Here is a 14877-nt window from a genome sequence, read left to right on the forward strand (position 1 = left end):
GGTGGCGCACGAATTGGGCGGAGTTGCATCTGCTGCATCAACACCGCATGCCGTGATACGAACAGTTGCGCTGGTGGTGACCGACGGAACCGGGCCGCAAGACTGCGGCAGTCGGCGCCGAACAGTCGCATGTTTGGGTCTTCCCAGACACACCGAAATGACCTGGACCTCTGCGCTTCTCTTGCGGAAGGTGCCATCGATCGTGAGAAAATACGGCTCTTCGCGGTTGAGGGTGGAGCAGTCGGCGGCGCGTTCGACTGGAACACGGCAACTGGCTTGATGCCGGTAGCGCACCGCGTCACGGGTGTGCGATCATTCCCGTGATCGTGATCCATCGGCAGGAGGTGAGACCCATGAACGCAGTATCCGTAGTGGGTGCTCCCCTGCAGAGCAGGATCGCGCGACTGAGGTAGTCGCAACTGGGAGCGCCCGGCAGGCAACTCGCGAAAGGCGACTCCCATGAACACAACACCGTCTTCGACTCCGCGCATCACCTCGACGACCAACTCCGACGGCAACGCGGTGACGCGGACGCCACGGCACGGGAATTGGCCGATTCCCGACCAGCGGGTCGACCCCACCAGACAGGCGGGCAACTCAAACAAGCGAGCCTTGGTTCTCGCCGGCGGCGGAGCGGCGGGCAATGCGTGGGAGCTCGGTCTCATCGCCGGCCTGTTCGATGCCGGGGTTGATGTAACCGAGGCCAATCTCATTGTCGGGACGTCGTCAGGATCGACGGTGGCTGCCCAGATCACCAGCGGGACACGGCCGGCCGAACTGTATGCGGCCATCCTCGCCGAGGTGCCTCAGCCAAAGGCCGGCGACGCCGGATCGGGCAGGGGACGCGGTCCGAATTTTTCGGGGTCGACCTACCTGGAGTGGTCGAACGGAATCATCGGCGCTGCTGAGGATGCATCCGACATGCGCCGCAGGATGGGCGACGCGGCGCTCGAAATGGATGCTTCCGGCGGCTCTAGCCAGACGCGCTGGCGCGACATCGTCGCGGCTCGGCTTCCCGGCCAGCACTGGCCGCAACAGCGCGTGCTTATCGCGGCTGTCGATGCGCATACCGGTGAACCTGTCGTGTTCCACCGCCACAGCGGAATCGATCTGGTGGACGCGGTCGCCGCCAGCACTAGCAACGGCTTCGGTCGTTTCCCTCCCTACCGCATCGGCGAAAACCGATACATCAACGGCGGCTATCGGCGCAATGAGAACGCCGACCTGGCGGCTGGATACGGGCGGGTGGTGGTGCTGTCACCGTTCGGCGGCAGGTCTCGGATGCCGCCGGAGTGGGGCATGAATCTCGCAACCCAAGTCGACGAACTGCGCGCAGGGGGCAGCACGGTCGAGACCGTCTTTCCGGATGGCGGCGCGGGTGATGTGTTCGACGCCAATGCGTTGGATCCATCAACGCGTCTGCAGGCCGCGCGAGGTGGCTACGACCAAGGCCGAGCTATCGCGGGGATGCTCGCCGAAATCTGGCGGTGACGCCCGAAACCAATCGACTCGGTAAGCAATGCCGGCACCTGCTCAAACCTCGGATGGCCGGTGGCGCAACATACCTCACGTTGCCTTCGTGCAGATGGTGCACGGCCAACGATCACGAAGGTCGCGTCCATCGGGGTTGCGAAGCCACTTAGTTCACGCGTCGCGGCGGGATAGCTGCCGACAATTCGGGATCCGCGGCGACGCGTCTCCTGCACCCCCGTTCAGTAGGCGATACCGATCGTGTGTCCTACCGTGTTTGGCTGGCTGATGGCGTCGAGCATGAAATGTGCGAGATCGGCGCGGCTGATACTACGGCCGCGCCGCACGTTTTGGTCGATGGCTGTGCGGTAGTGACAAGTACGGCGTTTGTTGGTCAGCCGTGGCGGCCGCACGATTGTCCAATCGAGTCCGCTGGCGCGCACCGCGTCTTCCATTCGAACCGAGCGCTGTTCGAGCCTCGTTAATCGACGATGACTCCGCCGGTCAGATTGGCGACGGTGCCCGTCATCGCGGCGGCCCGATCAGAGGCGACAAAGACCGCCACCTCCGCAAGCTCGGCTAGGGCAGTTGCCCGTTTGCGGTGGGTCATGCCGGCCATCGTGGCCGCGAATTCCTCGCTAGTGATGCCATAGGCCTTGGCGTGCAACCCGAAGACGATCTCGATCTGCGGTGTCTCCTCCATGCCGGTCGTGCGCAGGCAGACCGCACGCACGCCATGAGATGCCCACTCCGCTGAAAACGCGCGATTGAGTGACTCCATCGCCGCCCAAGCGGGGCTCATGCCGCCCAGCAGCGGTGCTCCCAAGCGGGCAGGCTCGGGTGTATGCATCAGGACCACCCCCGACTTTTGAGCGATCATGTGTCGTGCGGCTGCTCGGGCGGTCAGGAAGTGGGCCTGCGGATAGGTAACTATCGGCAGTGCGAAATTCTCTAACGCGATCTCGGTCAAGGGAATTCCCTGTATGCCATGTTGCGGAATCCCGATGGAGTTGAACGAAATATCAACTGTTGCGGCCTTCTCGACGATGCCGTCAATGTGGCTGGTTACCGCCTGCTCGTTGAGCGCATCGACGTCCGCCGCTTCCGCCGATCCTCCGGCAGCCCGGATTTCTTCGGCGATGCTGTTGAGGGCGTAGAGATTTCGCCCGGTCAAAAAGACGCGTGCGCCTTCGCGAGCGAACGCACGCGCGACGGCGGCGCCGACGGCTCCTGCGGCCCCGTAGACGACGGCGTTCTTGTTTTCCAATAACATGATGTTGTCTCCATTCGCCGCCATGCGGCATTGTTTTTCCGAGATGTGTTATGTGCGTTGATTGCTTCCAAACGTGTTTGGCTCTTAGCTCAATGGCAATCAACCTTCATTGCCGGGCAAAGCCGCGACGTCCGTTCAGCCGAAGGTGATCTCGCCCATATCGATGGCGACGAGCAGCGGCTCGGGGATGCACTGGTAGTCGCCCTGCCACGCGTAGCCTCGTCGCGTGGTGGGGACGACGATCCCGTCCACGTCGCGGTAGCCGGTGGCGTAGAGCATCCCGGTCGCACCGCCGACGATGTCGATAGTGAAGTCATGGCGGCGCAGCAGTCCGTCGGGGCCAAAGCAAGAGATCTGTTCGCGGGTATGGCTTTTGATGTGTTCGGGGAATGTCGCCTTCAGCCGCCGCCAGGTTTCACCGTTGACCTCGATCGGAGCGATCTCTTCGGTGATGAACCCAGGCCGGGTATAGAGGAACGGCGTGTTCAGATAGGTCCACAGCGCCTCCCCGGTGAAGTAGGCGAGATGAAGATCGTCCCACGGGGTCTGGAGCTCGTGGCCGTCAAACGAGCTCTCCGGCTCGTCGCGTTCGTCGATAACCGTGCCGTCACGGCGTTCGATAACGACGCGCTGGGGCTCAAACACCGACCGTTTATCTTGGCCCACGAAATCCATCGCCAGCACCTGCCGTTCGGTGCCCACCTCCAGACGAACGTCCTTGAGGACATCAGGCTTGCCCTTAACGTGCCAGAGGGCTCCGGTGATAGAGGCGTCGACGGTGATCGCGGTGATTTCACTCCACCGGTCCAAGCCGCCGTGTGCGGCGACGGCGCTATCGAGTAAATCGTTCACTTCAGCTCCTACGACTACTAGCGGTTTTGTGCTGTCTGCGGGCTTGCTGAGCGAGTCCACGCCAATATCGAGGCGGCGAGTCGCCGAAACTCATCGCAGATGACCATCCCCATTAGCAGGGGGATCTGCTCGGCCGCGGCGCACAAAGCCTCAGCAGCGGAGAGGGCATGGCGCAATTGGTTGGGGCCGGCTGACTGCGTCGGCGCCGATGATTCTGGCTGGGCCACGGCCTCTGTAGTGGTAGGAGGTGTGTGGTGAGGAGAGCCGCGGTGGTGCAGTACTCCACGACCAACGAAGGCGCGCAACGCAATCGCGAGCTGATCGAGGACGTGCTGGTAGAACTGGCTGCCCGAAATACCGGGGGAGTCCAGTACCAGGTCTTGATGCTCGACGACGGGGTCGGATTCATGCATATCGTCGCGTTCGACGGCACCGCAGACCCATTCGCGGACTGCGACGCTTACCTCGAGTTTCACCGGGAACTCGCTCAGCGCCTGGCCACGCCGCCGGTCGTGACGCGTGCGGCGTTGATCGGCTCCTATCACGACTGCCGACCATCGGGCGTACCGGATGCACCGGGCGAGACAATGCGGTGATTTCGCGCAATGATCTCCATTCCCCAATCCAGATGTGCGTTGTGCGCCGCGGTCGGGGAGTGGCGCCGACAGAGCGTTCGGCCCGCCATCTAGGCGCAGCACCCACGACGGGGTCAGGTGTTTGGTGCTTGGTCGCGATGCGGTCCAGTGGGGCAGTGGGTGCACGACTCTGGGTGACTGGCTCGACCCGGATTGAACCTAGCCGCGGGCTGATCTGATGGCCTGGCCCGCACCGAAGGGCCCCATTCGATCGATGCTTTCACCGCGGCCGATGAGTTTGAGGATCGCGTCGCCTCCGTAGATGGCGTACCGACCGTTGATCGTGAGGAGAACCCGGAGATGGCCACAACGACCACGTCTGCACGAAGCGAGGCCTCGCGGTGAGCCGTTTCCGGGTCGGCGTGATGGATCAGATCTTCAACTCACGGTTCTCGCCGACGGCAGCGATGCGTGCGAATTACCTTGGCGCCGTGTCGGCCGGTGCCGATTCGTTCTGGGTCGGCGATCACGTCAGTTCGGTGTTCGCCCGTTCAATCGCGACATCCCAGCACATGGGGGCAACCAGGTTGGTGCCCAACATCGATGCCCTATTGGAGCCGTGGACGACGCTGGGGCATTTGACCACGCTGAATCGGTTGGGGCGGAGACGGCTTGGAGTGGGTGTGACCGATCCCGCCCGCCGCAATCCGGTGGTGACCGCACAAGCCGCGGCGACGTTGCACCTGCTTACCCGCGGGCGGGCGATCCTCGGCATTGGCACCGGCGAGCGCGTGACCAACGAACCCTACGGTGTGGATTGGACGAAACCGGTGGCCCGGTTAGAGGAGGCCCTGGCCACTGTCCGCGCGCTGTGGGACTCCGGCGGCGAACTCGTCTCACGCGATTCGCCCTACTTTCCGCTGCGCGATGCCTTGTTCGCGCTACCGCCTTACCGGGGCAAGTGGCCGGAAATTTGGATCGCTGCCCACGGACCGCGGATGCTGCGGATCACCGGGCGCTATGGCGATGCTTGGTTCCCGGAGGGGGCCGTTGTGACCCGCAAGCACGGCTACGCCGAACGTTTGGACATGGTGCGAAGTGCGGCTTCTGATGCCGGGCGCGATCCGCAGACCGTCACACCGGCAGGCACAGGGTTCGTGGTCACCGGATTCAGTCGGCACGAGGTGGACGAGGCACTTGAGAGCGACGCCGTGAAGTCGGCCGCCCTGCTCGCGCCTGCCGAAATCTGGGCTCGCCACGGCGTGCAGCACCCGCTGGGCGCCGACGCGACCGGCGGTCACGACATCGTCCCGCAACTCCTCGATGAGGAGACCGTTTTGTCTTATACCAAACAAGTGCCCGCATCCTTGATAAGGGAGCTAACACTTAACGGGCGTCCACGTGAGGTGATCGAGCAGGCCGCGGAATACCGCGACCAAGGACTTCGGTATCTCGTCATCGCCAACGTCGGTATCCTGCAGCCGAGCCTGTCGAAGGGCATGGCCTCAAACCTACAATTCAGCAGAATAATCCGCGGCCTCAAGAGGCTATGAACCAGTAGGCCACATTCGGCATGTTCGACGTCCTGGGTCGTGGGCCTCACCGGCTCGTTCTGTGTGTCGATGAGCGTGCCGTCGCGGGGCTGAATAACCAAGCGCGAAGGCTCGAAGAGGACTGTTTGTCTTGGCCGATGAAGTCCATCGACAACAGCTACCGTCCTGGTGTCCATCTCCAAAACGAACGTCCTTGAGGGCGTCAGGGTTGGCCTTAATCAGGTTTGGTGTCACCGCGCGAATCGGGATCGTCTGGTCGAGGCAGCCATCGATGACGGAGGCGCCTAGCGATCTGGCCGCTCCCATGTCGGTGATCGGTTCGTCGTGCCGGGATCATAATCACAAGTTGTTGCGTCATGCTGGCCTACATGCCGATAGCGAACCCGGCACGGCCGAGTCGACGTCGAAGTCCAACACGCCCCGGTGGGCCGGCGCGAACAGGTCGTTAGGTATTTTGACGAGTCTCCTGCGGTGCCCCGAACATGGTTTGGTGTTGGCGAATGAAGGCCTCCAGCGACTGGGGCGCTACGCCGCCGATCGTTTCGACCACGTCGGTCACCGCGTCGAATTCACCGTGCTGGCAGCTCATGGCCGCAGCCGAGAGGTGTTCGATCAAGTAACGCGACATGCTGTCGAGCTGGGATAGGGCCTGCCGCCAGTGCTCGACGGCGATGTCCACGTACTCCACTGAATGGCTCAGTACGCGGCTCAAAACGCCCGCCTGCTGAGTCATCGACATCGACACAGGGCCGGTGGGCATATACGTCTTGCCTCTGTGCTTACCAGGATTGGTCAGGATGCCGACGGCCACACGGGCGATGTCCTCGCCCGCGACGGGGGCATGCCGGCCTTGGCCGTACGGGAGATAGATCTTGCCTTCGGTCCCAATGGTGGCGGCGGAGATGACTAGATTCTCCAAAAAGAACGGAGGGCGCAGGTGCGTGACACCGATCCCCGACCAGTCGAGCACGCGCTCGGCCAACCAGTGTTGGCGTGCGGCGGGGCTCGCGTGATCCGGGCGAGCCGTGATTTGGGACATGTTCACCAACGACTGCAAACCCGTGTGCTTTCCCGCGGCGGCGAAGGTGGCCGTCGCCTCGAGAAGCCCTTCGGCAATCGGGTACGTCAAGTACGCACGTTGCACGCCATTGAGCGCTGCACACGCAGCCTCGTAGTCGCGAATATCGCCGACAGCGATTTCGGCGCCAAGCCCCCCGAGCTCGTCGGCCCGTTCATCAACCTGGCGAACAAACACCCGAACCGAGAGCCCTCGCGCGAGCAGCTGCCGCGCCACATGGTTGCCCGTGGCCCCATGACTTCCACCAGCGCCGACAATCAAGAAACGCGTCAAACCAGCCTGCGTCATCTCCACTTCCTCCTCAAAGCGAAAGCAATCGGTACGCCATATACAGAGGCGGCGATCCTCAAACTCATCGGCTCCCGACCCGCCACCGACCGATACATCCGCGCCCACGACACCCCAAACAAGTCAGTGTCAGTTGCGGAAGATCAACGACCCGAACGATCAACGGCCGCACATAGGCCTGATCAACGGCGTCACCCCGCATTGTTCGGCCGCTCACCGCGGGAAACACGGCCCGCCCCACCTGCGCTGTAGTGACGGCCGCATGACGCCTTTCCAAATACGTTGTAACTCGGCCCGCACCGGGCTCCATCGGGGCTGGGCCTAGCTGGTTGCAGGGCTCGTTGGTCGTCGTGATTTGCGTCGGGCGGCCCGGTGGTCTCATAGACGACAGTGCTCATAGCAGACTCATCACGTAGTCGCACTGTCGATTGCCGCGGGCGGCTGCTGCGGCCGATCCGCGCGACGCCACAGGTAGATTCCCAGCGAAAGGATCAACACGAACGGTATGTCGGTGAGAAACTTGCTCCAGTAGTGAGAGATCTCGGTGGCTGCCTGCACGGCCATCAGCATCCCGTGAGCAAGGTTGGCCCACATCGTGAAATTCAGAAATGAGGCATAGCTGCGGGGGTCGCTCGCGGCGCGCAGCAAAAACACGCCCCACACGATATAGATCACCATCAGCATCGGCGGCACGTGCAAATGCTCACTGCCGCACCGCACGTCGTTCCAAATTGTCCAGTTCAACGCTCCGTGATGCTCGGCCAGCAGCGGCGACTGTGCGAGGAATCCCGGGAATAGCAAACCAAAGATCGCCAGCGTCAGCACGCCATAGATGCGCAGGAAGCGGCGAAACGCCGCCAGCCCTCGAGACGGATCTCGCTGGGCGGTTGGGGTTGTGCTCATCGCTGTGCTCCTTAAGTTCGTCGTTGTGTGAGATGGACGCCCTGGATGCGCAGGACGCTCGGGTGGGTACGCATGTACAGAGGCGGCGCCGTGTTCAAACTCATCGGGCCGTCGCCGACCCGGCGAGATGAGCCGATGAGTTTTGACCGGTGGAGCCCTCAGTACTGCTGATGAAAGGAGTCAGCATGAAAATCACACATACCGCGTCGCGCGAGGAGTGGTTGGCAGCGCGCTTGGACCTGCTGGGTAAGGAGAAGGCCGCCAGTGGGCGGCTCGCCGCGCTGGCCGGGCACGCCGCGCCCTTCCCGCGGCGGCCGTGGACAAGGACTATGCCTTCGAGGGACCTGACGGCAAGGTGGCGCTTATCGATTTGTTCGAGGGCCGCAGCCAGTTGATCATCTACCACTTCATGTGGCTGCACGACATCGATGAGGGCTGTCCGAGTTGCTCGTTCGCCGTGGACAACATGCCCGATCCGATCCATCTGAACGAGGACGCCGACACCACAGTGGCGTTGATGTCGCGGGTGCCATACGCCCGGCTGAGCCAGCTCAAGGCCCGCATGGGATCGCAACTGCCCTGCCGCACAGCGACTTCGATTTACGACTTCCAGATCAGCAGCGATGAGTCGATCGCATCCATCGAATACGGCTTTAAGGACAAGGCCACGCTGGTGCCGCGAGGGACGGGAGTAGGTGCCACCAACGGTGCCGACCGGCACGGGGTGAGCGCTTCAGGCCAGGAGGGCGGCAAGGTGCTTCACACCTATTCGGCCTACGGTGTGGGTGCTGATGTGATGCTGAGCATCCAGCGGTTCCTGAATCTGACCCCGCCGGGCCGGCAGCGCTACATTAATGAATGGCCGCGGCACGACACGTATGGAACCCCGGATCGTCATGAGTATCACCACTGATCGCGGGGGCGAGGACTTCGCGCGGCTAGCCGAACCGTATCGGCGCGAGTTGATCGCCTTTGGTTACCGCATGCTCGGCTCCGTCGACGACGCCGAAGAAGTCGTGCAGGACGTCTACCTGGACGCGTGGCGGGCCTACGAGGGTTTCGAAGGGCGCTCATCTCTGCGCACCTGGCTGTATCGCATCGCGACCCGGGCGTTCGTGAAGGCCCTTGAGCGCCGCAAGCGTCGCCCGTTGCCATCGGACATACATGCCCCGGCCGCCGACCCCACCGCGCGCGTGCTGGCCGGTGATCCGGAGCTGACCTGGCTGCAGCCGGCCCCCGATTCGTTGCTGGCCGCCACGACGAGCGACCCGGCCACGGTAGTGACTGCGCGTGAAACCATGCGGCTGGCCTTCATCGCCGCGCTCCAACTTCTTCCGCCGCGGCAGCGCGCGGTGCTGATTCTGCGCGAGGTATTGGGTTGGTCTGCAGCCGAAGTCGCGGCGCTGCTCGATCTGAGCGTGGCTGCGGTCAACAGCGCATTACAACGCGCTCGCACACGTCTGCCCGCAGACACCGCTTCGCTGGTGCAGCCGTCTGAGCAGCGCCAGCGTGAACTGCTCGACCGGTATGTGGCCGCGTTTCAAAACGCAAACGTCGACGAACTGGTCGCGGTGCTGACCGAGGACGCACGCTATGAGATGCCACCGTTTATTACGTGGTTTCAGAGCGGCGCGGCGATCGGCGCTTTCCTCGGCCCGCGCATGCGTGCCTTCGGCAAGACCCCAGTCATACGCACTTCGGCGAACGGACAACCCGCTGTCGCCCTGTACCCGGCGACCGCTGACGGCCAGCATCGCCTGCACGCCTTACACGTCCTCACTTTCAACTCGCAGGGTGTCGGCCGAATCGCGGCCTTCATGGACATCCATGCGTTACATCAATTCGACCTGCCTCAGGAGCTGTCGACCGACGCAACATGATGACCGGAGCGACTCATAACCGCCGACCTCGCGATCCGCCCGGAGGCGGCCGAACCAGGGGAATAGCGCAGATTTCAAATACGTCCACTCCGCCAGCAGCCGTCAGCCCCCGGGGGCGCTGATGGCTGCCCACCACCCGCCGCGCTTTTGCGGAACTGAGCCGCCCGCTACGATAAGACGGACCGTCTCGTCTCGTAGGACGGCGGAGTGAGGGTGAATCCGACGGATGGCTGACGACACGATTCAAGCGCTGCTGCGCAAGCGTTTATCCGATCCTGAGGTCGCGGTGAAATACCATGACATGCAATGGACTTGGCGTCAGTACCTGGCGGGCGCCGCGGCGCGGGCCGCCGCCCTGTTGGCCGCCGCCGACCCGCGACGGCCGATGCACATCGGCGCCCTGCTGGGAAACACCCCCGAGATGGTCAGCCAGATGGCTGCGGCCGGGCTCGGCGGCTACGTCCTGTGCGGCCTGAACACCACCCGGCGCGGTGAGGCGCTGGCCGCCGACGTTCGGCGCGCGGACTGCCAGTTTGTCGTCACCGACGCCGAACACCGGCCGCTGCTGGACGGCTTGGACCTCGGGGCAACGCAGGTCCTCGACTCTTCGACACCGCAATGGAGCGAATTCCTCGATGCCGGCGGGGAGCTGAAACCTTACCGCGAGGTCACCGCAATGGACGCCTTCATGATGATCTTCACCTCGGGGACGAGCGGAAATCCCAAGGCGGTGCAGGTATCACACCTCATGGCGACGTTCGCCGGTCTCAACCTGGTCCAGCGCTTCTCCCTCACCGAACAGGACACCTGCTACGTCTCGATGCCGCTGTTTCACTCCAACGCGGTCGTCGCCGGATGGGCGCCAGCGGTGTGCTCCGGTGCCGCCATGGTGCCGGCGAAGTTCTCCGCGAGCAGTTTCCTCGACGACATCCGTCGCCACGGCGCCACCTACATGAACTACGTCGGGAAGCCGCTGGCCTACATCCTCGCCACCGCGGAACGCGACGATGACGCCGACAACCCCCTGCGGGTGGCCTTCGGTAACGAGGCCAACGACAAGGACATCGACGAGTTCGGCCGCCGCTTCGGTGTGCAGGTCGAGGACGGCTTCGGCTCCACCGAGAACGCCGTCATCGTGATCCGCGAGGAAGGCACCCCCAAGGGCTCGATCGGTAAGGGCATGGATGGGATCGCGATCTACAACAGCGACACCGTCACCGAATGTGCGGTGGCCCGATTCGACGCCGACGGGGCGCTCATCAACGCCGACGAAGCGGTCGGCGAGTTGGTCAACACCGCGGGTTCGGGTTTCTTCACCGGCTACTACAACGACCCGGACGCCAATGCCGAACGCATGCGCCACGGCATCTACTGGTCCGGCGACCTGGCCTATCGTGACGCCGACGGCTGGATTTACCTGGCCGGGCGCACCACCGACTGGATGCGGGTGGACGGCGAGAACCTGGCTGCCGCTCCGATCGAGCGGATTCTGTTGCGGCACAGCGCGATCAGCCGTATTGCGGTATACGCCGTCGCGGACGGCCACGTCGGTGACCAGGTGATGGCCGCGGTCGTCCTCAACGACGGCCACACCCTTGCACCCGCCGAATTCGAGGCGTTCCTGGACGCGCAGCCCGACCTGTCTCCCAAGGCCCGCCCACGCTACGTCCGCATCGCCGCCGACCTGCCCAGCACCGCCACCCACAAGGTGCTCAAGCGCCAGTTGATCGCTCAGGGAACCGACATCGGGGCGGGAGAGGTGCTGTGGGAGCGCGAACCTCGGGGCACGGCCTACACCGTCCGTGGCGATCGCAAGGGCGGCGGAGCCGGGCGCTGGGGGCACCTCCCGCTTGCGGGGGACGGGTCGCCACCATCGGCTAGGCAGGGCTCCTCGGTACCCGGCGCCGGATCTGACCCTTCGACCGTCGCACCCGTTTGACGGGGTCTCGGGTTGTGCCGCCGGCGATCTCGTCGCGCAGTTGCGAGATGTTGGAGATCTCCGCGTACAGCCCGCGGATCGCGTAGTCCAACACCGCGAAGGAGTAGCGCTGCTCTGGGTCGTCGGTGATGCCGAGATCGACGGACCGCTGCCGCGACCACAAGGCCTCGTCCAGCCGGGCCCGGGTCGCGTCGAGATGCCGGTCCAAGGTGTCGAGGACGTGTTCGGGGTCCTGGCCGCGGGCCAGCCAGGTTTTGAGAATGACGGGGTGTTTGATGACCACCTGCTCCTGACCCGGGAAGTGCTGGACCCAGCGGCGCAGCGCGTCGAGGCCGGCATCGGTGGTCTCGTACAAGGTGATGGCACGCTTGCCGGATTGTGCGCCGGTTTCGCTGACCAGGCCTCGCTGCAGCAGGCGGGTCAGTTCCCGGCGCACGTGACTGACTGAGGGAGACCAATAGAAGTGGCCCACCGACAGTTCGGCGCGCATCTTGATCTCGCCGGCGGTGAGTTGCTCGTCGTTGGCCGCCAGCACCCCCAGCACCAGATAGGCGGTGACCGGCAGGCCGTTGGTGGTTCTGGGGCTCACGAACTGTCCGTTTCCGCGCCGGTGAAGTACGGGAGCGTCACGTCGGGGCCGACGCCGTGGAATTCCACGCGCACGCGCATGCCGACGTCGAGATCTTCAGGTGCCACGCCGACGACATTGGTCAGCATCTGATAGCCCTCGTCCAGGGTGACGATGGCCGGCGCATAGGGTGGTTCGAATTCCGCTGTGACCGGCCGATAAACGACCGTCCAGCTGTAGATCTCGCCACGGCCGCCGCCCTGTTGCCAGGTGATGTCCTCCGAAAGGCATTGCCGGCAATGCTCGGACGGCGGGAAGTTGGCCAGTCCGCAAGCCGCGCAACGCTGGTAGCGCAGCTCGTGGGACCGGCATCCCTCCCAGAACGGACCGCTGACGTGGCTGCTCGCGTGCGGGACGGGCCCGTTCTGGGGCCGCAATGGATCTGAAGTCACCGTGGTTCACCTCCCAGGATCAGGACCGTTGTGAACAGGGCCCCCGCTCCCCCGTTGCTGCACAACGCGACGTGGGCGTCGGGGACCTGAAGGTCGCCGGCCTGGCCGCGCAGCTGTTGCACCGCGCGGATCGCCCGTTGCATCATCTGCGGATTGGCGCCCGCGTGGCTGAACGACATGGTCCCCCCGTCGGTGGTGATCGGATGGCTGCCGTCGATGGCGATGTGACCGTCGGCGACGAACGGGCCGCCCTCGCCGTCGCCGCAGAAGCCGAAAGCCTCGAGCTGACGGATGATTTCGAAGGAGAACGGGTCGTACAGTTCCAGCACATCGACGTCGTCGCGGCGCAACCCGGCGTGGTTGAACGCGCACTCGGCGGCACGCCGCCCCACCACGCCGTTGACGTGATCGCCGCGCCGCCCGGCGAGGTCGTACGCCGGGGGGTGCTGATAGGACGGGCCGTGAAAATCCGCGCCGCTGCCCAGGACGTAGATGGGTTGACCCGCAACGTCGACGGCATCGATGTTGGCCACCACGAGCGCGCATCCTCCTTCGGAGGTGGTGGCGCAATCCAGGAGATGGAACGGGTCAGCGATGGGCCGGGACGCGGTGATGTCGTCCGGGCTGAATGGCCCACGGTCGTAGTAGACAGCTTCGGGATTCCGGGAGCCGTTGTTGCGAATCGTCGCAGCCACGATCGAAAGTTGTTCGCGCGTCGTGCCGTAGGCATGCATGTGGCGCCGAGCGATGAGCGCGAACTCGGCGGTGGTGAACATGCCCCAAGGAGCGACGAATTCGTTTTCGGGCCGGGTCCAGGGCGCGGTGGCCTCGTGATCCCGGTACTCGCCGGCCTGGGCCGCGACCAGCACCACCACGTCGGCCATGCCGTGCTCGATGGCGGTGACCGCTTCGGTGATCATGCCGACCCCGAAAGCCAGTCCCTGCCAGGCCGGTCCGATACGAAGGTCGTAGATCAACGACGTCGACTGCGGGCTCGCGCTGATGCCGTCGACGTCCTCGAGAGTCAGGCCGGCATCGTCGAGTGCCCCTAAAATCGCCTTGATCGCCAGGCCGCGTGAGGTTTCGCCGTCCAGGCGGCGCCCCTGACGGGTGTTATGCACTCCGACGATCGCCGCGGTGCGCTTCGCCGCTGTCACTGACATTCCATTTGAGTTACAGCCCTTCAGTTTTCGTCCGCGACGACACCCAGGTAGGTGCCGCGGACCTCATATCGTCGCCCGTCGCGGGTGATGGTGCCGATCGCTGTGGCGCGCGCGTCGCCCTTTCCGGTGCCGGCCGCCAAACCGATTTCCACGACGTCGATGCGCACGTCCACCGGCCGTGCCGTCTGTGGGTCGGTGATCTCGACGACCATCGCGACCGCGCGCTCGTCGTCGTCCCATTCGACGCTGATGATGCGATGGCGGGCGGTCAGCTCCATCACTACGGAGTCATGGCGCACCAAAAATCGCACCGGTGCACACAGCTCCCCGGCCCGGGGCGGCACGCACAGGCTGACCGCCATATCACAGACCCGCCGGGCGGGCGCTGACGGTTCCGGACTGCCGCAAGGCGGCGAGGTCCTCCCGGCGGTAGTCCAGGACCTCGGTCAGCACTTCATCGGTGTGTTGGCCGTAGAGCGGCGGCATCCGCCGGATCCAGCGCCGCGGCCTGCCCAGAAACGCGAAAGGCATTCCGGTGCATAGGAAGGAGCCCGCGACGGGATGGTCGACCATCTCCCAGAAGCCGCGGGCCCGAAGCTGCGGATCGGTCAGCAGCGCCGCGGCCGGTGTGACGCGCGCGGCGGCCACCCCGGCCGTGCGCAGCGCCTCGACGGCTTCGCCCACCGACTGCCCCGCAGCCCAAGCGGAGATCAGTTTGTCGAAGTCGTCTGCCCGCTCCGCCCAGCCGGCTTCCTCCAGCCCGGGCCGGCCGAGGAGGCCGGCCAGCGCCGCGCGGGCGGCGCCGTCCATCGCGGCCAGCGCCACCCACTCGTCTTCACCACGGCATCGGTACACGCCCTGGGGGCTGGCTCCCGGACCACGG

15 protein-coding genes and 1 pseudogene are annotated in these 14877 nt (G+C 64.6%); 6 read left to right on the top strand and 10 right to left on the bottom strand.

Features of this window, described 5'->3' with window-relative positions:
* The first annotated feature begins 459 nt into the window (after positions 1–459).
* Positions 460–1491, top strand: coding sequence for a patatin-like phospholipase family protein (locus tag VFW69_RS06515; protein ID WP_526499342.1), 1032 nt, complete (start codon positions 460–462; stop codon positions 1489–1491).
* Positions 1492–1712: 221 nt separating this feature from the next.
* Here VFW69_RS06515 and VFW69_RS06520 read toward each other — a convergent pair.
* From VFW69_RS06520 to VFW69_RS06530, 3 genes and pseudogenes are all read right to left on the bottom strand, one after another.
* A pseudogene (locus VFW69_RS06520) lies at positions 1713–1931 on the bottom strand (NAD(P)-dependent oxidoreductase); the annotation flags it as partial.
* A 20-nt stretch (positions 1932–1951) separates the two neighbouring features.
* Positions 1952–2767, bottom strand: coding sequence for an SDR family NAD(P)-dependent oxidoreductase (locus VFW69_RS06525; protein ID WP_526499344.1), 816 nt, complete (start codon positions 2765–2767; stop codon positions 1952–1954).
* A 111-nt stretch (positions 2768–2878) separates the two neighbouring features.
* Complete coding sequence (locus VFW69_RS06530; RefSeq protein WP_526499346.1) at positions 2879–3595, bottom strand: hypothetical protein; 717 nt, start codon at positions 3593–3595, stop codon at positions 2879–2881.
* A 254-nt stretch (positions 3596–3849) separates the two neighbouring features.
* On the opposite strand from VFW69_RS06530, the gene VFW69_RS06535 reads away from it, so the two are divergent.
* Both VFW69_RS06535 and VFW69_RS06540 read left to right on the top strand, forming a co-directional pair.
* Positions 3850–4191 carry a hypothetical protein gene (locus tag VFW69_RS06535; protein WP_526499348.1) on the top strand — a complete coding sequence of 114 codons (342 nt, stop codon included), beginning with the start codon at positions 3850–3852 and terminating at the stop codon, positions 4189–4191.
* Between the two features lie 380 nt (positions 4192–4571).
* A complete protein-coding gene (locus VFW69_RS06540; protein ID WP_526499350.1) occupies positions 4572–5723 on the top strand; it encodes an LLM class flavin-dependent oxidoreductase in 1152 nt (383 codons plus the stop codon).
* A 445-nt stretch (positions 5724–6168) separates the two neighbouring features.
* Here the strand turns inward: VFW69_RS06540 and VFW69_RS06545 are convergent, their stop codons facing one another.
* Together VFW69_RS06545 and VFW69_RS06550 are read right to left on the bottom strand one after the other, a co-directional pair.
* Positions 6169–7197, bottom strand: coding sequence for an NmrA family NAD(P)-binding protein (locus VFW69_RS06545; RefSeq protein WP_526499352.1), 1029 nt, complete (start codon positions 7195–7197; stop codon positions 6169–6171).
* Positions 7198–7497: 300 nt separating this feature from the next.
* Complete coding sequence (locus VFW69_RS06550; protein ID WP_526499354.1) at positions 7498–7992, bottom strand: DUF6632 domain-containing protein; 495 nt, start codon at positions 7990–7992, stop codon at positions 7498–7500.
* Positions 7993–8308: 316 nt separating this feature from the next.
* On the opposite strand from VFW69_RS06550, the gene VFW69_RS06555 reads away from it, so the two are divergent.
* The 3 genes from VFW69_RS06555 (at position 8309) to fadD1 (ending at position 11811) form a co-directional block, all read left to right on the top strand.
* A complete protein-coding gene (locus VFW69_RS06555; RefSeq protein ID WP_526499356.1) occupies positions 8309–8905 on the top strand; it encodes a DUF899 family protein in 597 nt (198 codons plus the stop codon).
* Positions 8871–9872 (top strand): RNA polymerase subunit sigma-70, encoded by a 1002-nt coding sequence (locus VFW69_RS06560; RefSeq protein ID WP_526499358.1) that lies wholly within the window; start codon positions 8871–8873, stop codon positions 9870–9872. The genes VFW69_RS06555 and VFW69_RS06560 overlap by 35 nt, the downstream gene beginning before the upstream one ends.
* Before the next feature lie 226 nt (positions 9873–10098).
* A complete protein-coding gene (fadD1, locus tag VFW69_RS06565; RefSeq protein WP_526499360.1) occupies positions 10099–11811 on the top strand; it encodes a fatty-acid--CoA ligase FadD1 in 1713 nt (570 codons plus the stop codon).
* On the opposite strand, the gene VFW69_RS06570 is transcribed toward fadD1, so the two are convergent.
* The 5 genes from VFW69_RS06570 to VFW69_RS06590 all read right to left on the bottom strand — a co-directional run.
* Complete coding sequence (locus tag VFW69_RS06570; RefSeq protein WP_526499362.1) at positions 11750–12400, bottom strand: PadR family transcriptional regulator; 651 nt, start codon at positions 12398–12400, stop codon at positions 11750–11752. The two genes, fadD1 and VFW69_RS06570, sit on opposite strands and share 62 nt — an antisense overlap.
* On the bottom strand, positions 12397–12831 hold the full coding sequence (locus tag VFW69_RS06575; RefSeq protein WP_526499364.1) for a Zn-ribbon domain-containing OB-fold protein: 435 nt from the start codon (positions 12829–12831) through the stop codon (positions 12397–12399). The genes VFW69_RS06570 and VFW69_RS06575 overlap by 4 nt, the downstream gene beginning before the upstream one ends.
* Positions 12828–13994, bottom strand: a complete 1167-nt coding sequence (locus VFW69_RS06580) for a thiolase family protein (RefSeq protein WP_526499366.1) — start codon at positions 13992–13994, stop codon at positions 12828–12830. The genes VFW69_RS06575 and VFW69_RS06580 overlap by 4 nt, the downstream gene beginning before the upstream one ends.
* Before the next feature lie 20 nt (positions 13995–14014).
* Positions 14015–14356 (bottom strand): hypothetical protein, encoded by a 342-nt coding sequence (locus VFW69_RS06585; RefSeq protein ID WP_526499368.1) that lies wholly within the window; start codon positions 14354–14356, stop codon positions 14015–14017.
* Between the two features lies 1 nt (position 14357).
* The coding region (locus VFW69_RS06590) for a CoA transferase (protein ID WP_526499370.1) at positions 14358–14877 on the bottom strand (520 nt) is incomplete at its 5' end.

Source organism: Mycobacterium sp., from assembly GCF_036273375.1.
Taxonomy (GTDB): Bacteria; Actinomycetota; Actinomycetes; order Mycobacteriales; family Mycobacteriaceae; genus Mycobacterium.

Excerpts from the sequence above, each read along its gene's own strand:
- VFW69_RS06515 (WP_526499342.1), top strand. The coding sequence starts at position 460 with ATGAACACAACACCGTCTTCGACTCCGCGCATCACCTCGACGACCAAC.
- VFW69_RS06525 (WP_526499344.1), bottom strand. The coding sequence starts at position 2,767 with ATGGCGGCGAATGGAGACAACATCATGTTATTGGAAAACAAGAACGCC.
- VFW69_RS06550 (WP_526499354.1), bottom strand. The coding sequence starts at position 7,992 with ATGAGCACAACCCCAACCGCCCAGCGAGATCCGTCTCGAGGGCTGGCG.
- VFW69_RS06560 (WP_526499358.1), top strand. The coding sequence starts at position 8,871 with ATGGAACCCCGGATCGTCATGAGTATCACCACTGATCGCGGGGGCGAG.
- fadD1 (WP_526499360.1), top strand. The coding sequence starts at position 10,099 with ATGGCTGACGACACGATTCAAGCGCTGCTGCGCAAGCGTTTATCCGAT.
- VFW69_RS06580 (WP_526499366.1), bottom strand. The coding sequence starts at position 13,994 with ATGTCAGTGACAGCGGCGAAGCGCACCGCGGCGATCGTCGGAGTGCAT.
- VFW69_RS06585 (WP_526499368.1), bottom strand. The coding sequence starts at position 14,356 with ATGGCGGTCAGCCTGTGCGTGCCGCCCCGGGCCGGGGAGCTGTGTGCA.